This window comes from Pseudooceanicola antarcticus (genome assembly GCF_900215355.1).
Taxonomy (GTDB): domain Bacteria; phylum Pseudomonadota; class Alphaproteobacteria; order Rhodobacterales; family Rhodobacteraceae; genus Pseudooceanicola; species Pseudooceanicola antarcticus.
In genome coordinates this window covers 1-25220 of sequence record NZ_OBEA01000009.1, presented here as the reverse complement: position 1 = coordinate 25220, position 25220 = coordinate 1, and the positions used below count along the sequence as shown (strand labels likewise).

General features: G+C 66.6%; 1 protein-coding gene. It reads left to right on the top strand.

The features are described 5' to 3' along the window. Nucleotides 1-222: 222 nt before the first annotated feature. A partial coding sequence (locus CRO50_RS18265; RefSeq protein ID WP_143516961.1) for an LEPR-XLL domain-containing protein occupies nt 223-25220 on the top strand: 24998 nt, incomplete at its 3' end.

The window sequence follows — 25220 nt, the reverse complement described above, 5'->3', positions numbered from 1 at the left end:
AACGGCTTCCCGGCCCTTCGGGGGAGGGCCGGGGACACCAGATTTGCCAGCCGGGTCTGCTACCGGCCGGCGGACGACCTGCCGGGCCATTGAGGCCCGGCTATCGGTGCATTTGGCACCGGCAGAATAAGGCGCAGCCGCGCCAAAGAATTTTGACGCTTCGGCGTAATTTGAAAAGCTATCGGCGCATCCGCGTCGAGCTGGAAAGTAATCGGGGGGAAGATGAGTAAGATCTTCGACAAATCGGACCGACAGAACGCCACAGCCGTGGACGATCTGCTCCCGGTGATGCGCCCTGGCTCCGCCCCCGCCACTCAGCCGACGCTTTCGGATTTCCTTGACGGGTTCACCCGTGGAATGTTCCGCAGGAAGCCGCGCGCCCGTCTGCCCAAGCGCCGCCCTGCCATCGACAACCTCGAGCCGCGCCTGCTGCTCTCGGCGGACCCGATCAGCGCCAGCTTCGCGCTGGCGGGCAATGCCTCGCTGCGCGTGGCAGAGGTCAGCTACAACGCCGGCACCGAAGAAGAGCCTGACAACCAGAAGGAACTGCGTGTCCAGCTGGTGCAGGGGATCAACGCCGACGACAGCTCGGCGGTCGTGATCGCCGAACGCCGCATCATCGAGATCGACGGCGAGTCCCGCGTGGTCGTGGGCGACGTGGATGCGATCAACCCCGACATGATCACTTCGCTGTCGATCACCGCATCGGCGGACGGCGACACGCTGGTCGTCGACGAGTCGATCCTCTCGATCGCCTCGGCACTGTCCTTCGACATCAACCTGGGCGGTGGTGACGACACCCTGGTCGGCCCCGCCTCGCCCGAGGGCGTGATCTGGACGCTGGACAGCCTGTCCGGCTCGACCGCGGGCGGTGAGCTGTCGATCATGGCGGCCACCGGCGACACCGACGATCCCGACGCCAACGATACCTCCATCGACACCAAGGTGACCTACGACGGCGGCCGCGATTACGCCTTCTCCTTCGACGGGGTCGAGAACTTCTCCTTCGAGGCCAACCGCGACGTGCTGGTCGACGAGATCGGCGTCGGCTCGGAATGGAAGGTCACCTGGGATACCTCGGGCACGCTCTTCGAGCGGTTCACCGCCGGCACCTCGGCCAGCGCGACCTCCGACAGCACGCTGTCTCGCGCCACCTCTCTTTCGATCTCGGGCGTCGATGCCTTCAAGGGCAATGACACCCACCTGAACCTGGCCTTCGAGAGCCGCACCGCCGGCCAGGCGGGGGCGGACTTCAGCGCCGAAGGCGGCCAGCTCAGCCTCTATGACGCCAATGACACCGACCGCGACGCGGTGCGCTGGATGCTGGACGTGCGCAACGTCACCGGCTTCACCGGCACCGGCGGCGAGGATGCGGTGCGCCTGGGCCAGGGCGTGGTCTTCAACCTCGGCGGCGGCGACGACTCCGTGACCGGCACCGATGACCTGCTGGAATGGACCATCGACGCGATCACCTCGAACACCCGTCCCGAGGCCACCCTCAACGTCGAGTTCTTCGAGCTGCCCGACGATCCCTCCGATGCCTCGAGCGCGCTCGACTGGGTCAGCCTCGGCACCTATTCGACCGTCTGGGGCGCCGATGACCTGACCGGCGGTGACAGCGAGGACAAGCTGATCCTCGATTTCGCCGGGGATGTCAGCGTGGCCTTCTCGGGCGACGATACCGACAAGCCCGAGCTGACCGTGACCTATGTCACGGCCGGCGCGGCCCTTTCGGCGCGCGGCGTCGAAGAGCTCGAGAGCGAGGCCACCGGCGTCTCGACCCTGAACTTCTCGGCCTGGGACAGCGATGTCTCGGTCGATTTCCAGCAGGGCACCTCGACCGGCCTGTCGCTGCACGCGGGCTTCAACGCGGTGATCACCGGCGGCGGCAACGACGAGATCATCGCCGCCTCGGATACGGTCTACATCTCGACCGGCGCGGGTGACGACACGATCACCCTGACCAAGTTCAGCGCGGCCGCGACCATCTCCGGCGGCGCGGGCAAGGACACGCTGAAGGGCGACACCGATGCGCTGGACGCGGTCTATACCGTCTACGCCAGCGATTTCGACGAGGGGGCGGCGCTGCCGATCGACCTCGACGACACCACGGCGGGCATCCAGACCCGCGATCCGCTGGGCTCGCATTTCACCGTCACCAATGTCGACGGCAATGGCGCCGATGGCTCCTTCGCGCTTGAGCTGAAGACGGGCACCGGTACCGACCTGGGCGCAGGGGCCAGCTTCACGGATGTCGAGAACTTCGAGGGGCAGGGCAGCTCCGACGATCCCGACACCATCGAGTTCAACATCCCCACCGATGTGCTGACCTGGTACGTGACCGATGTCTACGCCGGCGCGGTGGTGGTCTCCGGGGCGCTGACCCTCGGCTATACCAACATCCAGCGTGGCTCGAATTCTGGCGGCTCCAAGCTGACGCTGAGCTACGCAGGCGACGGCGGCGACTACGGCGAATACACCGGCGACGTGATCACCGACCTCATGGAAGGCGCCGTCGCGGGCTTCCAGGCCTTCACCGGCGCGGTCGAGGTGCTGATCGGTACCACCAAGAACGACGCTCTCACGGGCGGCAGCGAGACCAAGCTGATCCAGGGCCTGTCCGGCGATGACCTGCTGGCCTTCGGCGATGTCGACTTCACCTCCTTCTCGCCCACCATCCAGGGCGGTGCGGGCACCGATACCCTGGGCTATGGCTATGCCGCGCAGGACCTCGTGCTGCTCGATGGCGAGCTGCGCAAGGACACGGCCGCGGGCGACGTGGTGGCCAGCTTCACCGGCGTCAGCGACGTGGTCCTGCTGGCCAAGGACGGGCTTGCCACCGGCATCCTGATGGACGCCAGCGCCTACACGGCCGGCACGATCTCGATGCGCGGCGGAGATGGCGCGGATACGCTGATCGGCTCGGCCCAGGACGATACCTTCCAGGCCTCCATGGGGGCCGACAGCATCACCGGCACCGGCGGCACCGATCGCTATTACGCCATCGACGTGGCCGGCAACTGGACGGCGGCCGACGATGCCACCGATACCTTCATCGAGGTCACCAAGAACACCGGCGACACCGACACGCTGACCGGCGACTTCGACCGTCTGACCTTCTCGGGCGACGAGACCGACAACACCTTCGACGCCTCCGGGCTGACCCTGGCCTCTGTCATGCTCGTCGGCAACGGCGGTGACGACACCCTGGTCGGCGGCAGCGATGACGATACGCTCTCGGGCGGCTCCGGCGAAGACAGCTTCGACGGCGGCTCGGGCGATGACCTGCTGATCGAGGCGGGCGCGCGGCAGTATATCCTGACCGACACCTCGCTGATCCACGACATGGACAGCGACACCGATTTCATCATGTCGCTCGACCTGCCCGAAAGCACCGGCGCGGACGACTTCTTCCGCCTGACCCTGGTGCTGGAAGATGGCACCGAGCTGACGACGGCACCGCTGGCCTTCAGCGACAGCGACGCCGACGTGATCCAGGCGATCCGTGGCTTCCAGCAGTTCGACAGCGAGAGCCTGGAGATCACCGTCTCCCGCGATGCGACCAGCAATGCGATCACCGGCGTCACGCTGACCTTCACCTATGCCTACCAGGGCCGCGACCTGGGCCTGATGCTGAAGGCCGCAGGCACTGCCACGCCCGATGCGGGCAGCGCCACCGCCTTCAGCCTGGAAACCCAGGACACCGAGACCTCGGGCGATGACGTCATCGAGGGCACCCGTGCGGGCAGCCCCGAGAGCGTCGCCAACATCGAGAACGCGGACCTCAGCCTCGACCTCTCGGTCGGCGGCTACGTGGATGTCTCGGGCTTCACCGGCAGCGCCATGATCACCGGCTCCAGCCGCAACGATGAAGTCGTCGTGGGGGCTGGCCACGCGGTCGATCTGGGCGATGGCGACGATACCGTGGTCGTGACCGGTGCGGGTACCTACGATTCCACCAATCTCGTGCTCGATGGCGGCGCGGGCTTCGACCGCATCGTCGGTGCCGGCCAGACCAACCAGACGCTGGACGACGACTGGCTGTCCTTCAATGCCAATTCCGCTCTCTCTGCCAACAAGGTCGCCCATAGCGGCTTCGAGGACTTCGTCCTGATCGGCACCACGGGTGCCGATACGCTGGATGCCTCGGGCCTGGGCAAGGCCGAGCTGACCGCCGCCACGCTGATCAGCGACCTGAACGGCGGCTTCGGCCTGCCGATCCGCTACTCCAACGATTCGACGATCACCTACGAGGACAGCACCGGCAGCACGCAAACCGTCGACACCGGCGAAACCTTCTACGATCTCAAGGTCATCCACCCCGACGGCACCATCGCCTACCTGGATCTCGACGGCTCCGAAGAGACCATGCAGGACGTGCTGGACGCCTTCAACGACCTCGACGGCATCACCGCCTCGATCACCGACGGAGAGCTGGTCATCAGCTCGTCCAAGGGCAGCGGCACCCTCAGCTTCGAGGGCGTCGAGGTGACCGAGGACGATGGCTCGGGCGGGACCACCGTCTGGGTCGATGACAGCCTGCTCGAGGCCCTTGGCCTGGGGCAGATCGCCTTCTCGGGCAGCTCGGTCACCGCCGCGCTCGCGGGCGGTGCCAAGGTCATGATCCAGGGCCTTGCCGGAGCCGATGACATCACCGGCTCGGACGGCAACGACCTGATTATCGCCGGCACCACTGCGGCCGAAGGCGATACGATCGACGGCGGGGCAGGGCGCGACCACCTGCTGCTCACCCGCTCGGGCTGGGCGGGCAGCCTGGACATCGACGGCGACAGCTCCTCCTTCACGGTTGAAGACACCTCGGGGCCGACCACCCTGCTGACCGCCACCAATGTCGAGATCCTGGAGGTGCGCGGCACCTCTGCGGATCAGACCATCGACGCCGAGGGCTTCTCGGCCGACCTGATCTATCGCTCCGGCGGCGGCGCCGACACGGTGAAGAAGAGCCAGGGCACCGATACGCTGATCCTCGAGGATTACGCGGGCGGCGCCACGCTGGCGGTCGATTCCAACGTCTCGGCGGGGGATGCGGCCAATGCCTTCGACCTGATCTACTTCGACTTCACCGGTTCGGTGCCCTCCGGCATCATGGATGCGGTGGACTACACCGCCAACGGCACCGGCGATGTCGCCTTCAATGCGATCATCGGTGCGCCGCCGGCCAAGCTCGAGCAGAGCTGGCTCACCCGCTACGAGAATAGCGGCGCCTACGACATGACGATCGACAGCAATGTCACCTTCGGCGCGGGCAATTTCACCTTCAGCGCAAGCAGCATCGTCATCGCCGGCGATGTCGTCCAGACCGGCGACAGCGACAGCCGTATCGTGTTTGAAACGCTCAACTTCACCCAGATGCGCGACACCACCATCAGCTCGACCGGAGACCTGATCTTCGTCGGTCGCGCCGAGGATCGCCGCTGGACCACGGGCTTCTGGCAGCCCACGAGCAACACCATCAACTACCAGTTCGGCTATGGCGGGAATGTCTCGGGCGACGATGACCGCGATGCGGTGATCTCGGCGAAGAACATCCGCATCGACCTGCGGGCGGGCAAGCTGCCGGCCGAGAATGTCTCGACCGGCGATCCGGCGGATGAGCAGAGCTTCTGGGCCGGCCTGGGCGAGTCCGCCGCCGACATCGGGCAGGGCCTGATCGACGCGCTGGAAGACATGTCGCTGATCTCGGCGAACACCAAGACCTATTCCTCGATCACCCTGGTCGCCTCCGAGCATACCAAGTTCGAGACCACCGGCACCGGCGACGACGGCAACCTGGTGATCCGCGTGGCCACCGAAGAGGTGAGCAAGGCCAAGCCCATTGCCATCCTGGCGGCACTCGGCTTCGGCCTGTCGGAGGTCTACCACGACGTCCAGATCCTGGGCGAGCTGGACCTGACGGGTGATTTCGACCTGCGCTCCTCGGTCGATGTGACCAATGACGTGATCGCGGAATCCGGTGGCCTGGGCGGCGTCGGCCTGGGCTTCGCCGTCTCCATCGCGCTGATCGAGAACAACGTCCTCGTCGATGCCGCCTCGGGCAGCCATGTCCAGGGCGACCTGCGCGCCGAGGCCAATTCGGTCGAGCGCATGCTGGTCACCGCCGGGGCCTCGACCGGCGACGACGGGCTCTTCGCGCTTGCCGCGGGTGTCCAGGTCGGCACCAACACCACGACCGCGCGGGTCACCTCGGAAGACCTGACGGTGGACGGGAACCTGATCGTCCAGGCGCAGAACGTGCTGGGCGCGGTCAGCAAGAAGCTGGGCTATATCGTGCCCTTCGCCGCAAGTCCGGGCGTGATGAGCTCTGCCTCCGTGGGCTCTGTCAGCGGCGGCAACGTGGTCGATGATTTCCTCAAGGATCTCAATCCCTTGGGGCCCATTAAGTCGGTTGTCTCCGCGAAAGCCTCTGCCTGGCTGCTGGCGGGCGACCCCAATGCCTTCTCCAAGTGGCTGGGCGAAAAGCTGGGTGACGGCGATTCCGACGCCGCCTACAAGCCGCCCTTCCAGCTGGGGGGCGCGGTCGGTGTCTTCGTCGACATCGACAACGTGACCGCCTCTGTCGGCTACGACGACGGCAGCGACTCGCTGATCAAGGTCGGTGGCTCGGTCGATGTCTACGGCACCGCCTCGGTGCGCCCGACCATGGCCGCCTTCGCCTTTGCCTCGAACGAGGGCGAGAGCGACCAGGGCAAGAAGCTCGAGTCCTCCAAGTTCGCCGCCACGCTGGCGGTCAACGTCGGCGTCCTGAAGATCACCGCAGATGCCGAGATCGAATCCGGGACCGTGCTGCGCACCCAGGGCGATGTGACCGTCAACGCGGCCGCCGAGAACTCCTTCGACATCACCGCCACCTGGCTGTCGACGCTCTTCATGCCGCTGGTCGAAGCCTTCAGCGATCCCGACTACACGCCCGCCGATGGCGAGCAGGACATCTCGGCCGGCGATATCGTCGAGCTGGATGACGGCACGCAGTACAAGGCCAAGACCTCGCGGCTGAAGGTCGACCTGTCGACCGAAGATTTCGCTAACGAGCCTGCCGATTGGGAAGCCGTCGACTGGTCGAACTACGTCATTGGTTTCATTGGCGAACTGGCCACCTACCTGGACGACAACTTCGGCCTGGTGACCAAGCTCTTCAACATCTGGGAACAAAGCTTCGCGCGCGGCGAGAAGGCCTCGGTCGCGCTGGCGGGCCACTACCTGGACACCAACTACACTGCCAACGCCATGATCCGCGACGGCGCCAAGGTTGTGATCACCTCCGACGGCACCGACGGCGCGGATGCGGTGGCCGACAGCAAGGTCACGGTCTCTGCCTCGGCCACCGATCAGAACATCATCGGCCTGGGCAATATCGCGCCCTTCGGCATGAGCTTCTCGAACCCCGCCGACACCAAGAACAAGGGCTTCGGCGGCGCGATCGCGGCACATTACACGGGCATCAAGGACAGCTTCAAGAAAAGCAGCGCGGTGCAGAACCCGCTGGGCGAGGGCGAGACCGAGACCGCCATCGGCGGCTCCATCGCGATCAATGTCGAGGGAACCAATGCCATCGCCGAGATCGGCGATGTCTGGATTAAGGCTGATAATCTCGATGTCACGGCCAGCACCCACCACCTTGGCGTCTCTCTGGCCGCCGCGGGTGGCAAGGGCGGCAAGCTGTCGATCAACGGGGCCTGGAACCACTACAACATCGACGCCGTCTCGCGGGCCGAGATCGGGGCGGGCAGCACCATCACCCTGTCCGGTGACCTGACCGTCGGCGCCACCGAGCGCGTCGATCTCTTCGCTTTCGCAGGCGGAGTCTCTTCTTCGAGCGGTGTCTCGGTGGGCCTTTCGGGGGTCACCGTCATTACCGACCGCACCGCGCGGGCCCAGGTGGCCGGCGACGGCAGCGGCGGCGTCTTCAACATCACCGGCGATGCCAGCTTCAGCGCGACCTCGGCGGGCGTGACCCTGATGGGCGCCGTGGCTGCGGCCAAGACGGCGGATGCCCCGAAATCGGCGCAGAGCTCGTCCGACACCGGCTCTCTTGCCGGCAGCAGCGGCACCGGCAGCGCGCTGTCGTCCTCCGGCTCTTCCGCCGGTGCGGCCTCGAGCAAGGGCGGCGTCGCCGTCTCGGGTTCGGCCGCGGCGCTGGAAGAGACCGTCAACGTCCATGTCACGGTCTCCAACCTGGCAAGCCTGAGCGCCAATGCGCTCACCCTCACCGCCCAGGACGAGACCACCAAGGTGCTGATCGCCGGCGCGGGCTCGGTCTCGACCTCCAGCAGCGGCCAGTCGACCGTGGGCGTCTCCGGCGCCGTGACCGCGGTCAACAGCACCAAGAACATCTCGGCGCTGGTCAGCACCGACAGCAATGAATTCGTCCTGACCCTGGGCAGCCTGGACCTGACCGCTCTGGACAAGGCGGGCTACTTCCTCTTCGCCGCGGGCGTCGCGGTGGCCACCGGCTCGAAGGGGGTCGGCGTCACCGGCTCGCTCACCGTCGCGGTCAACCGCACCGAGATCGAGGCAGGTCTCGTGGGCACCTCCAGCCACCAGGTCACCCTGGCCGGCACGCCCGAGGTCACCATCAAGGCCGAGAACTCCTCCGACTGGATATCTGTCGCCGGTGCCGCGGCCTATGGCGGCAAGGCCGGTGTCGGCGTCGCGCTCAGCTTCTCGGTGATCGAGAGCCTGGTGACCGCGATGGCCGAATACGTCGGCAATGCCACGGGCGTTTCGGCGGATGGCTTCACCCTCTCGGCACTGAACGACGTGGTGATCGACTCGGTGGCCTTCGGCATCGCCGGGTCCAAGGAAGCCTCTGGCGGCGCCGGGGTCGGCATGGTGGCGCTGAACCACTATGCCTCCTCCACGGTCGCCAAGGTGACCGGCTCGGATATCGAGGTCGGCGACGATGGCGGCCTGACCATCTCGGCGCTCGAGACCTCCTGGCTGGGTGTCGGCGCCGGTGGCGCCGCGCTTTCGGCCGGCAATGTGGCGGTCGGCATCGCGGTGGCGGTGAACATCGTCACCAGCGCCAAGAACGACGATGACGAGACCCATGGCACCGAGGTCCTGATCTCGGATTCCTCCCTGACCACGGGCACCACGCCGATGGTGCTGCTGGCGGGCAACGACATGGACTTGGTCGCCGTCGCGGTTGGCGCGGCGGTCTCGAAGAAGGTGGCGCTGGCAGGCTCTGCCGCGGCGAACCGCAGCTTCCTGGGCTCCAAGGTCTCGGTCGACGGGACCTCTGTCCTGACCTCTGGCTCGACCCTGCGGGCCGAGGCCTATGACGAGAGCACCTATGTCGCCGTGGCCGGCGGCTTCGGCGTGGCCCTCTCCGGCTCCGGTGGCGGGGCAGGCGGTGCGGGTATCGCGCTCAACCTGATCGACACCCCGGTGACGGTGAAGCTCGACGGCACGATCTCCGCGACCGGGGCCACCAGCCTCATTGCGCGCGCGGAACAGGGCCTGGTGACCGTGGCCATCGGCGGCGCGGGCTCGGGCGGAATCTCCATCGGCGGCTCTGTCGCCACCTCGACGCTGACCGGCGACGTGAAGGTGGATATCGGCTCTTCCGGCACCTGGACCGTGGCGGATCTAACCGCGACGGCCACCGACAGCTCCTATATCACCAACATCGCCGGCGCGGTCGGCATCTCGCTCGGCAATGGCGGCGTGGGCCTGGCCTTCGGCGTGGTCGACAACCGCCGCTCGGTGACCTCGAAGGTGACCGGCGACATCACTATCACCTCTTCCGGTCACGTGACCATCGCGGCGGGCGCCGAGGCGCCTGTCGGCGCAGGTGACGATTATGGCTTCCTCGATGACGCGGTGGCCGGTCTTGCCGATGACGTCTTCAGCCAGACCGATGTCAGCCGCGACGACCTGAAGTCGCAGTCGGTGAACATCACCGCCGCCATCGGCGGCTCGAAGATGGTCGGCATCGGCATCAACGTGGCCTCGACCTACATCGAGCGCGATATCGTCGCAGAGATCGGCGACGGCGCGACGATCAACCTGAATTCCACCGCCACCACCACCGCCGACAGCCAGACCGGTCAGACGCCGGGCCTGCAGGTCTCGGCGCTGGACGGCAGCGGCATCGTCACCGTTTCGGTGGGCGCGGCGGCAGCCCTGGGCATGGGCTCCGCGGTGGCCATCGCGGTGGCAGGCTCCGTGGCCGTGGCCAGGATCGACAGCGATGTCGAAGCCCGGATCGGCAGCGCGACGGTCAACCTGAACAACCAGGCCGACCTGGGCGTCACCGCCTCGAACGACGCCTATATCACCTCGGTGGCCTTCGGGGCCGCGGTCGCCATCGGCGGGACCTCGGGAGCGGGCGCGGTCGGCTTCTCGGCGGCCTCGAACCAGATTTCCTCGGTCACCGGAGCGCGCCTCGGCGCCACGGTCACCGGCAGCGGTGGCGTAAGCGGACAGAACGATCTGTTCCTCGACGTCGACAATTCCGCCACCATCGTCTCGGTCTCGCTGGCCGCCGCGGTTGCCGGCACCACCGGACCCGTCGGCTTCGCCGGCGGCGGCGCGGGGTCGGGCAACACGATCAAGGGCGCTACCTATGCGCTGGTCGAAAGCGCCACGATCTCCGGCGTCGACGACATGACCGTGGATGCCTATTCCGATGCCGACATCACTGCCGTGGTGGTCGGACTTGCCGTGGCCGTGGCCGCAGGCGGCGGTGCCGGCGGCGGTGTCGCCCTGGGTGTCGCCGTGGCGGTGAACCAGACCGACGGCCCCTCGAGCGCGGTCAGCGGTCTGCCCGCGGATCACGGCTTCATCGTGGCCTCGCGCGTGACCGACAGCCTCGTGACCCTGGATGGTGACTTCACCCTGCAGGCCAAGAGCGAAATCGACATCGACGCCCATGTGGTCGCGGCCTCCGTGGCCGTTGCCGCCACCGGCGGCTTCGGCCTTGCCGGCGCGGGTGCCGGTGCCGGTGCCGCCAACCTCGGCCAGGCCGAGGTCCTCGCCGAGGTCTCGGGCAGCTCCACCAGCCACAAGCTGGTTGCCGACAATGTCTCGATCACCGCCCTGAACCTTGCCGATATCTACTCGGGCGTGGGCTCTGCCGCCGTGGCCGTCTCGGTCGCCGGTGGCAGCGCGGTCTCGGTCTCCGTGGCCGTCGCCGTGGCGCGCAACGAGATGAAGGCCGAAACCATCGCCCGGATCACCGGGCTGACCGGCGCAGGCCTGCTCGACGTCGAGAACAGCCTCTCCGTCCAGGCCAAGACCAGCGCCTCGGGCCGCAAGCTCGAGATCGAGGCCATCGCGGTCGCCGCCTCCGTCTCGGTGGCGGGCTCCGGTGCAGCTGCCGTGGCCATCTCCGGGGCAGGGGCCTTCGCCTTCAACAAGATCACCGGCTCGACCCTGGCCGAGATCACCTCGGTCAACGCCGGCACCGCCGGCAGCCTGGTGCTGAGCGCGGTGAACTCCGCCAAGATCACCGCCTCGGTGGTTTCGGTCTCGGTGGCCATCGGCGCCGCGGGCAGCGGTGGCGGCCTGGGTGTCTCGATCGGCGCGACCCATGTGTCGAACGACATCGGCACCTCGGATGAGGCTTTCGACGTGACCGCGCGCCTGCTGGACGCGGGCCTGTCGATGACCGGCGCCAGCACCATCAGTGCCACCAACAATTCCGTCATCTCGGCGGTCGGCAATGCCAACTCGGTGGCCGTCGGTGTCGACAGCTATGCCGCCGGTGCGGTCTCTGGCGCCGGCGCGGGCGTCACCAACAGCATCTACACCGACACCTCGGTGCAGATCGAGCGCACGGCCTCCTACGGCAATACCTCGAAGTACCTCGAGACCGAGACGCTGACCCTTGTCGCCTCGGACACCTCTTCGGCCACCGCGACGGCCGTGGGTGCCTCGCTGGCCGCGGCGGTTGCCCCGGTCGGCGTGGGCGTGGCGATCTCCATCGGTGCCGCCATCGCGCGCAACGACCTGCGGACCTCGGCCAGCATCCTGATCACCGACAACGCGCTGACCTCGGCGCCGATGATCCTGGCCGGTGTCGACAGCGACGGAGCCGGTGCGGATACCGCCCAGGGCTGGATCAACGCCGACGCCACCAATGACGCCACCGCCAAGGCCTATTCGGTCGCGGCCTCCGTCGCCGCCGGCGGCGGTCTCTTCGGCGGCCTCGCCCTGTCGGGCGCCGGTGCCAATTCCACCAACGTGATCAAGAACACCTCGGAAATCGTCATCACCGATGCCCGCATCAAGACCGTGGGCACCAATGCCTCCGACGATGCCATCGGCGACATGTCCTTCGTGGCCACCTCGACCACCCGCTCCACCTCTGCCGTGACCTCGGCCGCCGTGGCCGCCTCCGCGGGCATCATTGCCGGCGCGGGTTCCATCGGCATCTCGATCTCGAACTCCCAGATCGGCGGCGAGAGCGAAGCCGACCGCGACCACGTGACCCGTGTCTATGCCACCGGCAGCTACCTCGATGCCGCCGATGACCTGGACCTGCAGGCCATGGCCACCGAAGAGCACCACCTGCGCGTCGCCGCCGCTTCGGTGGCGATTGCCATCGGCATCGGCGGCGGTGTTGCCGCTGCGGGCCTCGGGATCAATGTCACCAACTTCTCGACCGTCGAGGCCATCGCCCAGGACAGCTACCTCGTGGCCGGTGGCTCGATCACCGTGCAGACCGATGCCAACACCACCGTCGACGATACCGTCGACGGGGTCGAGGGCAGCACCATGGTCGGCACCGCCACCTCGGCGGGCCTGGCGGCTGTGTCGATCTCTGTCTCGCTGCTGAACGTGGATATCGCCAATGCCTCGCGCGCCCAGATCCTGGGCGGGGTGGGCAACGACACCATGGTCGACGCCGGAGAGAACGTCACCGTCTTCGCCGACGCGACCTCGAAGGCCAATGACCTGAACGGTATCGGTGTGACCCTGGCGGTCGGCGGCTACGCCGCCACCGGCGGCGGCCTGAACATCTTCCTCGACACCGCGAACACCGTGCTGGCCGAGATCGACCTCGACAACGCCAACCGCCAGGTCGAGGCCCGTTCGGGCACGGTGACGGTGAAGGCCAACGAAGTCGTCGAGATGTCCTCCAACGTGGACAATGTCTCGATCGCCGCAGCGCCCATCGGCCTGGCCATCGGCGCGGCCGTGCTGGAAAGCCGCCATCGCTCGACGGTCCGCTCCGCGGTCCGCGACGTCAGCGTGACGGCGCAGGACATCGTGCTGTGGTCCAAGTCCGACCTGGATATCACCGAGGTCGGCGCGGTCGGCGTCAGCGTCGGCACCGTTGCCGCCGTGGTCAACGTCGGCACCGCCGTGGCCGAGGGCCAGGTCCAGACCATCATCGACAATGCCTCGCTCGTGGCGGGCAACCAGATCACCGGGCTTGCCACCTACGACATGTTCCTGCGCTCTTCCAACACCGGCGTCGCCGCCGGCCTGGGCGCGCTCGGCAGCTCGAACGCGATCATCGAGGGTGGCACCGGCCACACCTATGACAGCCAGCTGAAGGTGATCAACGGCAGCTCCCTGCAGGCCGAGATCATCAGCCTCTCGTCCGAGCTGAAGTCCGACATCTGGGCCAAGGCCACCGCGGGCGGCGGCGGCGGTGTCGCCGGCGCAGGCGCGGCGACCGTGCTCACCGACGAGGCCTCTGCCGATACCGTCATCGACGATGGCACCAGCCTGACCGCGGGATCTGTCACCATCACCGCCCGCGCCGAGCGCGAGGTCGATGGCGCGGCGGATGCCTATGCCCTGGCCGTGGCCTCGGGCACCGGCGCCTACCTGTCGCTGACCTCGACCGGCGACGCCACGGTGCGCTTCGTGCAGGGCACCGGCGCGGCGGATGACCGGACGCTGATCATCGCCCGCACGGTGAAGATCCAGAGCTACAACAAGCTCTACAAGGAAGGCATCGTCGACAGCGGCGACGGCAAGAAGGTCGAGAACAACGTCGTCACCGGCGCCGGCAACCTGATCGGCTTCTCCTACCTCGGCACCGGGGCCGAAATCGGCACCAGCAGCGACAAGTCCGTCAGCCAGGTCGACCTGGGCAAGACCCGCATCGTCGGCGTCGGCTCCTACGACGAGCCGGGCTCTGTCACCCTGCGCGCGCTCACCGACCACTCGGTCGCCGACGCGATCGAGGTCCATGCGGTCTCGGGCATCGCGGGCGCCGCCGTGGCCACCGGCAGCCAGATCATCCGGGCCGAGACCGATGTCTCGATGGATGGTGCCTCGATCGAGAACTTCGCCGGTGACGTCACCGTCGAGACCCGCGCCTACATGCGCAACACCGCCGACGCGGCGATCTTCCAGGCCGGCTACCTGTCGGCCAACCTCGGGATCTCGGTCACCGCCAAGACCTACTCGGACACCACGATCAACATCGACGACAGCCTCATCCAGGCCAGCCGCCTTGCGCTGACCGCGGGCAAGGCCAACGGCACCGTGAACTCCATCGTCTCGCGCACGGCGGCCAATGGCTCTCTGGTGTCGCTGGGGGTCTCGCTGGGCGTGGCGGTGCAGAACAACACCACCGACCTCAACAGCGACGTGAATATCACCGGCAACTCGCAGCTGATGTCCTCGGGCAATGTCTTCATCGAGGCCAAGGACGGTATCTCGAGCTTCGGCTACGATGGCCTGGTGCTGGTGCTGGCCGTGCCGCCCTATGGCTACAACGTCACTAACGATGGCGGGCAGAGCACCTCGAACACCGTCGAGATTGCCGAGACCGCCAAGATCCGCGCCGGCGTGAACTTCGAGTCGCGCTTCATGGTCTATGACGCGGCCGATTTCTTCGACAAGAACAACAGCAACACGACCTTCACCTACGGCGATGCCGAGCGCGAGCTGACCGATGCCGAGAAGACCGCCCTCGGGCTGGATCTGACCCAGGAATACACCATCGGCTTCTGGGATAGCTCCGAGCTCTCCATGGACCTGTTCTACGGCGATATCGTCACGCTCTCGGCCGGCTCCACTGGCGCCACCGGCGTGACGGGCGGCTACTACCGCTTCATCGGCGGTGACGACGGCGGCGTTGTCACCCTGAACATGAACACCGCCGATTACACCAACTCGGCCCTGTGGCAGCGCATCTACTCGCCCTCGCAAGAGCAGATCGACACCGCCTACCAGAGCGATGCCGGCGGCTTCATGCGCGACGCGCTGGACGAGCAGGTGGTGGTGATCCGTCCCACGGCGATCAATGCGCCGACGATCTCGGTCGGCCGCCTGGCGACCCTGCTGGCCTCGCAGTACAAGCAGGTCCAGCAGTGGATCAGCGAATACGACACCAACGAAGAGGCCCTGGTCCGCTACCAGGCCCAGCTCGAGCAGATCGCCACCCAGATGCGTCAGCTCGGCCTGACCCCGCCGGACGAGAACGGCGGCATCGTCGAGGACACTCTCGAGACGCTCTTCATCACCATCCCCGACATCACTGCCTCGCCGGGCTCGATCTTCATCGAGAGCGATGCGGCAGCCTCGGCCTTCGCGGGCCTCGTCGCCGGTGGCACCCCGGTGCTGAAGGCACACAAGGATGTCGAGATCACCGTCTATTCCAACATGATGCTGATGCATCGCGTGGGTGACGTGATCATCGACAACACCAAGGTGGCGCGCTACTCGGCCTACACGGGCGATTACACCGAGTTCTATCCGGGCAACATCTACGTCAACGACGTGAAGATGACCGGCGCCGATGACGGCACCGAGCCCTCGGCCACCATCACCGTCTCCGTGGCGGCGATGAACCGCAACGACTACGCCTATATCGACGCCATCGACCAGTACTTCCTGGACGAGTTCAACGCGGGCAACTTCGACCAGCTCCAGACCACGCCGACCCTGCCGCCGGATCTCTACATCCTCGGCTCGGTGATCAACGAGCTGGGCAATGTCACCCTGAACAACGACACCGCGGCGATCCGCGTCAGCGGCCAGATCTCGGGCGCGACGGTCAATATCTCGGCCGGTGGCGACTTCACCATCTCGACCGACTGGTATCACGTGGGCTCCAACCCGCGGCTCTACGCCGGTCTCTCGGGCTTCGTCGGCAATGTCGAACCTTCGGATACCGCCAAGGGCACCAAGGTCACCGACTACCTGTCCGACACCCATGATCCCGACGGCTACCTTTCCACCATCGAGGCGGCCATCGCCTCGACCGCGGCCAATTCCGCCGTTGTCGCCAATGGCATGATCTCGATCGTCGCCACCTATGTGAACGTCAACGGCCTGATCCAGTCCGGTGTCACCGAGGCGTCGATCACCATCGACGAGAACTTCAACGCACCGACCTACGACACCTCGCTCAGCGGCGAGGATGGCCAGGCCATCGACGGCGTGGCCTTCGGCGAGATCAACGGCACCGCGGTGCCGGTCACCGGCCGCTGGGACGCGGGCGAACAGGCCTTCATCCTGGACGACATGCTCTTCTCGGGCGGCCGCATCGAGATCACCGGCAACGTCATCTCGACAGGCGCCGGCCGACTGGTCGTGGCCTCGGGCTACGCCAATGTCTCGATCCGCAACAACTCCAGCTACAAGCTGATCGTCAACGAGATCGACACCTCGACCGACCGCCAGGGCGTGATCCAGATCACCGACACCCTCTATACCAGCGACCATGAAGACAGCGTCGCGCGCCGCACGACCTTCACCGAGAACGCGGGTTCGGTCACCCGGACCGAAAGCTACGGCCTGATCTCGCGCGATGGCGATGGCAACTTCCAGGGCATCCAGTTCGTCGATCTGGCGACGCTCTCGGACAGCGCCACCGACAGCTATTCGCCGCAGGAAGGCACCTACTACATCTACTCGCAGGGTCAGCGCACGGTCGAACAGACCATCGAGACCCGCTACAAGAAGACCTTCAACCTGTTCTTCAACTTCAACGCCGGTGGCGGCACGCTGCTGTCGAAGAACGTCGAGACCTTGGACGACCAGCCGCTGGTCGAAAGCCAGGCCCTGTCGAGCTATGACGACCTGATCGCGCTCGGCGGCTGGACCCAGACCCCGACCGCCAGCGCCGGCAACCATCCCGACGTGCTGGTGCGCTACCAGAACATCTCGAACCCCGAGGTCGAGCTGGTCGCCGCCGACGTGGTCAAGAGCAGCGATGGCACCTACTACAAGTACACCGGCACCGAGCCGCTGAAGATCCTGGTCGCCAATCTCTTCGAGACCGATGGCAGCCTGAAGGCAGAGTATGACGACGACTTCGACGTCGATTCCACCGCCAGCTTCTCGGCATCCGACCGCGACAACGGCCGGTTCCTGCACGACTTCGAGAACTACACCACCACCACCCGCAAGTGGACCGAGGGTGGCGGCTACATGAAGAAGAAGACCGTCTACAACGAGAAGACGACGGTTGAAGGCTTGAAGAAGTACTGGGACGTGGCGATCCTCGCCGATCACGCGATCTCCATCGAGTTCGCCAACCAGTCCGCCACGCCGGAAGTGCGCATCGAAAGCGTCGGCGACGTGGTCATCGCGGGCGACATCAAGACCGCGCCCGATGCCAAGGTCTACCTGAATCCGCTCTTCTCGCTGCCCTCGGGCGGCGGCAAGCAGGCGCATGGCGGTTCGATCACCGCCGAGGATGGCGTCTCGGTCTCGGGTTACCTGCAGGCCGTCGACACCGATGGCTCGGTCACACTGACGCTGGTCAACTTCGTCACCTCCGATGCGCCCAGCTGGAGCGCCGGCGACGCCAGCGCGCCCTCTGATGCGCGCCTGCTGGACATCCGTGCCACCGGCGACATCTTCATCACCGTGGGCTCCGACACCAACGATCGCGGCGTGGCCAAGGTCAAGGAAGTCATCTCTTCGGGTGGCGACGTGGTCATCCGCGCGCCGCAGGGCATCTACGGCACCTCCGGCGGCGTCGTCGGCGGCAACCGGGTCGAGCTTCAGGCTTCGGGCGGTGTCATCGGCACCGCCGGCCAGGCGGTCGAGATCAACACGGACCACACCGACACCGAGGGCGGCTTCGCGGCCGCCGCGGGTCTCGGCATGAACGTGACCGAGGTGGCGAGCGATCTGCACCTGGTGCAGCCGAAGTACATCGTGACCAGCTTCATCCGCGCCGATGAACTGGGCCCGATTTCCGTGGGCTCCCTGTCGGGGGCGGTGCAGCTGACCGCCGCGGCCGGTTCGATCTACGACTACAACTTCGAGACCGACGGCGCGATCACCGCGGCGCGGCTCGAGGCCTACAAGGATCGCCTCGGCCTGACCGACGGCAACCGCACCGTGATCGGCTTCCAGCTGGATGCCGAGAAGCGGGCCGAATACGCCGATTACATCGAGTATTGGACCAACATCCGCGAAGAGCTTGGCGATGGCGCGGTCTCGAGCGACCTGACCAGCCTGTCGACCTATGATGACCTGGTGGCCGCCCTGGCCGCATCGGACGAGGATATCTCCGTCTCCGAAGCCGAGACGATCATCTACGACACCTACAACGATCTGCATCAGCAGTATTACGACAAGCCGCTCTTCACCAACGAGCTCTACAGCAAGTACTATTCGGTGATCTGGGTCTCGGGCGAGACCTCGGACCTGACCTCGATGTCCAGCTACATCGCCGAGGTTGACCGCCAGCTTGCGGCCATGGCGGGTGCGCTGATCAATGCGCGCTACGACACGGTCCACCAGCTGCTGGCCGGCGAGGACACCGGCACGGATTCGGATCTGCGCGACTACATCACGCTGATCCATTCGGACGCCAACACCAAGACCGCGCTGACCGAGCTCGCCTCCTTCCAGACCTACCTGGAAGAGCAGGCCGGGGGCGCTGCCGACTGGGCGCTGCTGAGCGACACCCAGCAAGAGGCCGCCATCGAGGCGGCCAAGGATCGCTTCGAGGACATCCACAACTCGATCTGGTCCTTCGACCATGCGGTGCTGACCGGCTACATCGACTACGTCCGCGCGACCAACCCGACCGAAGGCGCCACCGACGGCGGGGGGGAATACCTCTCCGCGGCGCAGGAAATGGCCCAGGGCGGTGCGGTCCGCGCGCAGATCGCGGCCTATGACGCGGCCCTGCCGGGCTTCGACGGCGCTGCCGAGAAATCCGCCATCGAGGCCGAGCTGAGCTATCTCTACGAGGCTCTGCACGAGGCCAACAAGAGCCGCGATCAGCTCGACACCTATGTCGAAAGCCTCTTCCTGCAGGGCTCTGCCCGCGAGGCGGCCATTGACGCGGCCATGTCTTCCTATGGTTCGATCGACAGCACGCTGTCCTCTGCCGTGGCGCTTGAACTCTATCCGCTGCTGGAAATCAGCGCTGTCACCGGCGGTGCCGGGGCGGCGGCCGAGAACGCGAACATCATCGCCGCCGAGGTGATCCTGAGCGCCTCCGGAAGTGCGGACGGCCAGGGCAAGATCGGCACGCTGACCGAGCCGGTGCAGATCGACTTCACCCTCGACCTGGAAAGCCTCTCGCCGGCCGAGAAGCTGGCCCAGGAGAACCTGCGCCGTTCGCTGCAGGTCCAGGATATCGTCGACGTGGTCTATGACCTCTACGTCCGCACCGGCGGTGACGCGACGCTGACCGCCCAGCCCGAAGAGGGCGGCCTGGCCGCCGATACCTCGAACTGGACCAAGCTGAACGTCATCTTCACCGACTACGCAGACGGGGACACGCTCTCCATCGGCGCGGGTGAGGTCATCGCGATCTGGTCCGCATGGCCGATCGAGGGTCAGGACGACCCGGCACCGACCTACCGCCTGTTCCACAATGTCTCGGGCGGCTCGCAGAGCGTCGACGTGCAGTCGATCAACTGGGACAGCGCGGGCGCCAACTGGTCCGAGATCACCAGCGAGAAGAGCTTCGCCGAGGATCCGGCCTTCGTCAGCGTCTCCGACGGCGATATCTTCGCCGACCTGTGGAGCGTCCAGCGTGTTTCGGCGCGTCCCTTCGCGGATGTGAACCTGCGGGCGCTGAACGCCACGGCGGCCCTGCTGCTGACCATGAACTCCGACGGCCTGGCCGGTATCGGTCATGACGGCGCCACCCTGAATGTCGCCGGCGCCAATGCCGGGGGCTTCCTGCGCATCGTTTCGACCGGCTCGATCTTCGACGTGGCCTCCGGCGGCTATGCCGCCACCGCCCAGGACTATGTCAGCCTGGTCGCCGATGGCTCCATCGGCAGCTCGGACGACTTCTTCCGGGTGAATATCTCGGACGGCTCCACGCTGCTGCTGCAGACCGGCCAGAACGCCTTCATCGAGCAGAAGGGCGGGGCGCTGACCCTGTCCCGCGGCCTCGTGGGCGGCAGCCTCGAGATCATCACCCCCGACGATCTGCGCCTCGGCGATGTCGACGTGCTGGGCAATGCCAAGCTGGTGGTGGGCGGCGACCTGCTGGACGCGGCCGCCGACGATGCCGATCCCTCGCTGGACCTGACCGCGGTCAAGGTCGAGCTGGATGTGACCGGCTCCGTGGGCACCTCCTCCAACCGGATCGAGATCGACCTCTCGGGCGGTCTCTTCGGTGACGTGGGCGGCAGCCTCTATGTCTCGGACTACGACCAGTTCGACCTGGTCGAGGGCGAGGACCTAGCGATCACCGGCACCGCGGATATCGCGGTACGCCAGGCGATTTCCGGTGCCGAGGGGGCCACCCTCTCTGCCAATGTCCTGATCCTGGACAGCCGCTTCAGCTACATCGGCACCCAGACCGTGCCCTTCGATCTGCTGATCACCGGCACGGGCGGCCACCTGAGCGCCGAGGCGGTGAACAACATCTGGATCACCTCCGCCGGGGCCCTGCCGCTGATGCGCCTGACCTCGCAAGAGCTGGTGACCCTCGTCGTTTCGGGCGCCGTGACCAATGCACGCTCGGATTCCGCCTCGAATATCGAGACCGTCTATGCCCGCATCCAGGCCGACAGCATCGGCACCGCCGGCAAGGCTCTGGTCACCGATGTGACCCGCTTCTCGGTGCAGACCGATGTGGGCGGCGCCTGGATCCACGAGCTGGACGCGCTGCTGCTCGACAGCACCTACTTCGAGGCCCTGGCCATCGACCTGGCAGGCACCGGTGTCATCACCTCCGCCGGCGCCATGACGATCTCGAAAGAGATCGACGCCGCGGGCCAGGCCCTGACCCTGGGCTCGGGCGCGCAGCTCACGCTGACCGGCGCCGAGGCCAAGGTCACCGCCGCCACGCTGGTGGTGAACGCCGAAACCGCGCTGGTGCTGACCGGCTCGACCAGCCTGTCGGCCTCCAACGCCACCCTGCGGGCGGGCGACAGCATGTCCTTCTCGCTCGAGAGCGACGTGACCGTCACCGGCCTGCTGGCGCTGCAAGGCGACGGCAGCCAGTTCGCCACCGACGCCGAGGGCGCGACGATCGAGATGTACGGCACCTGGGATGCCGCCACGATCACCCTGACCACCTATGGCGATGCCGATGACATCCTGATCAAGCCGGCCCGCATCGACGGCGACGTGACCGTGAAACTGGGCGACGGGCAGGACCTGTTCACCCTGACCTCGCTCAATGCCCGCGACGCCGCGGACAGCTTCCTGATCGACGGCGAGGGCGGATCGGACGAATTCATCGTCAACCGCCCCGACGAGGCGCGCTACTACGAGCTGACCTTCTCCGACACCGGCGCCGATGGCGACGGCGCCGACATCCTGACCATCAACGGCCGCGATGACGCCGACGACACCGTGCTGGTGCGCCCGAACTTCGTGGCGCTGATGAACAAGGATGCCGAGGGGGCCATCACCGATGACTACGAGCGCATCAACTACGATGCCTCGATCAATGGCCGCATCCGCATCAACACCCTGGGCGGCGAAGACTTCATCGCCTCCGATGACACCGGCACCATGTTCACCCTCGATGGCGGCGCCGGCGACGACACCTTCCAGATCGGCCAGCTCTACGGCGCCGATCGCCAGGCCCCCTACGTGGCCGTCGGTGACGAGATCGCAACGGTCGAGACTACCCAGGGCTTCCTGACGCCGGGCAACAGCCAGGCCATGGTGATCTTCGGCGGTGCCGGTCACGACACCTTCAACGTCTATTCCAACAAGGCGCTGACCAAGCTCTTCGGCGAGAGCGGCAACGACACCTTCGTGGTGCGGGCCTTCGTGCTGAAGCTCGACAGCTCGATCACCGCGGGCGGCGGCGAGACCGAGGTCTTCGGCGGTGCCGGCGACGACAAGGTGCTCTACAACATCAACGCCCCGCTCTCCATCGACGGCGGCTCGGGCACCGACACCATCGTGGTGCTGGGCACCGAGGCGGCGGACAGCTTCCTGATCACCGATGGCGGCATCTATGGCGCGGGCCTCAACATCTCCTTCGCGGGGGTCGAGAAGGCCGAAGTCGACGGCCTGGAAGGCGATGACACCTTCTACGTGCTGTCGACCGCAGAGGGCATGGTGGTGACGGTCATCGGCGGCCTCGGGGCCGACACGATCTCCATCGCCGGCGATGTCACCTCCGAGATCGTCAGCCAGGAGGTCGAGGGCACCTCCTCGGTGGTCAACCACTCGGTGATCTCCGAAGATCCGGCCTTCGACCAGATCTTCGTCGACGGCATCCGCCTCAACGTGGCCTCCGAAGAGAGCGGTCTCTTCGAGGTCGACACCTCTGGCCTTGCCGTGCTGGACGAGGGCGGGACCTATGGTTCCTACCGCATCCGCATGAACGAGGCGATCGCGGGCACCGTCTACCTGACGGTCTCGGCGGCGCGCTCGTCCTCCGAGGACCGCGACCTGACCGATGTGGACCCCGCGCTCTCGGCGCTGGTCGCCACCTCTGCCACCGGCGAATATGCCTCGGCCCAGGTGATCGAGTTCACCAATGCCAACGAGTGGGTCACCGTCTACGTGAAGGCCCCGCAGGACAGCGCCGAAGAGGGCACCCGCGACGTTGTGATCAGCCATTCGGCCAAGGGCGACGGGCTCAGCTCGACGCCGCGCATCGCCAATGCCGAGATCACCGTCTACGACGACGACCTGCCCATGGTGCTGGTCGAGGGCAATGTCTCGACCATCGAACTGGTCGAGGGCGGCAGCGCCTATGCGCTGCAGATCCGCCTCTCCCGCGCGCCCGCGCCGGGCGAGACGATCACCGTCACGCCCAGCTTCGAGGGCAGCGACATCGAGCTCGACCTGGCCTCGGTCACCTTCGACGCCAGCAACTGGTCGGACGCGCAGACGATCAACATCACCGCCACCGACGACACCGATGTCGAGAACTACGAAAGCCACAAGCTGAAGCTCGAGGTCACCTCGGACGATGCGGCCTCCGACTACCTTGGCAATGTGCCCGTCGAGATCGACGTGCAGGTGGCCGACAACGACAAGGGCTCGGTCATCATCACCGAGACCAACGGCAGCACCATCGTCTCGCAGGGCGCGTCGGACAGCTACACCATGGTGCTGTCGAAGGCGCCGACCGCCGATGTGGTGGTCTCGGTGCTCTCTGACGGCCTCACCGTGCCCAGCTCCAGCGACCCGCGCTTTGCCAACGGCCAGGTGACCTTCACCGCCGACAACTGGGACCAGCCGGTCGAGATCATCCTGACCAAGGCCGATGTGCCGCCCACCGAGGGCCAGCCCACGGTCAAGGTCGGCGCCCAGGAACAGGTGCTGACCGGCATCCGCGGCCCGCTCTACGTCTACGGCGGCGTCGGCCCCGGCATCGACCGTGCGCTCGAGCCCGGCCTGACCCTGCCGTCCGAAAGCGACGAGGATCTGCCCGAGGTCTCGACGCCCACGGATGAGACCACCAAGACCGACACGCTGCTCTTCTTCAACGCCGGAAACCTGACCGGCCAGAGCGGCACGCTGACCGAGACCTCCCTGACCGGCTTCGGCATGGTCGAGACCGACCTGCGCCTGAACGAGGGCACCCGGACCTCGCCCAGCTACGTCTACTACGCGGCCGGGATCACCTACGACGAGTTCGAGGTGGTCGAGCTGATGCTGGGCCAGGGCGATGACACGCTGGCCATCGACAGCACGGCGGCCGGGGCCATCACCGTGGTCCACGGCGGCGGCGGCTCGGATACGATCACCGTCACCAAGCCCACCGACGGCGAGGCCCAGGCCGGCGGCGAGGACCGCGTGCTGGCGATCTTCGGCGATACCACCCAGAGCGGTGACCGCTATTCCTCCTACGTCGGCACCACCGACGCGGGCGGAGAGGACATCAGCGGCCTCAACGGCACCGCACGGGCCTTCATCGCCGGTGGCAACGACAAGATCGACGCCTCGGCTGCCATGGGCACCGTGATGATCTCGGGCGGGGTCGGCGACGACACGATCACCGGCTCGAACTACGACGACCACCTGCTGGGTGGCTCCGGCCATGACGAGATCCACGGCCTGCTGGGCCGCGACCATATCTATGGCGACAACGGTCTCAACATCGACCTCAGCCAGCGCAACGACCTGCAGGACCAGCTGATCACCGTGGCCTACACCCAGGATCCCCTGGCCGATGGCTTCGACATGCAGACCGGCGATGGCCTCTCCGTGGCCGGCGATGACACGATCACCTCGCTGGGCGAGGCGATCATCCTCGGCGACTTCGGCATCATCGAGCAGCTCGACGATGTGAACCGTGCCTTCGACACCCGCTCCATCGCCCGCGTGAGCTCCATGCGCGACGACGAGGGCGGCTCCGACAGCATCACCAGTGGCTCCGGCGAGGACTGGATCATCGCCGGTGCGGGCGCAGATACGATCTCGACCAGCACCGGCGCGGATATCGTCCTGGGCGACACGGGCTACCTGACGCTGCACGGCGGCACGACGCCGCTCGTGGCCGCAAGCTCCCAGAGCGTGCCCGCCTCGGGTGCCGACGACCAGATCACCCTGGGTGACGGCAACAAGTGGGTCATCGGTGGCCAGGGCAGCGATTCCATCACCGGCGCCAACGGCGACGGCGTGGTGCTCGGCGACAATGGCCGGATCGAACAGACCGCGCTTGGCGCCTACGTCCGGATCGAAACCACCGACAGCACCGTCGGCGGGGCCGACGAGATCGATTTCGGCTCGGGCGACATGGTTGTCCTGGGTGGCCGCGATGCGGATGAGATCCTGCTGGGCACGGGTGATCACCTGATCTCCGGTGACATGGCGGAGCTCGACTTCATCAACGGCGTCCACACCGACTTCGCCTCGATCAACGATGAGCCCGCAGCCGGCGG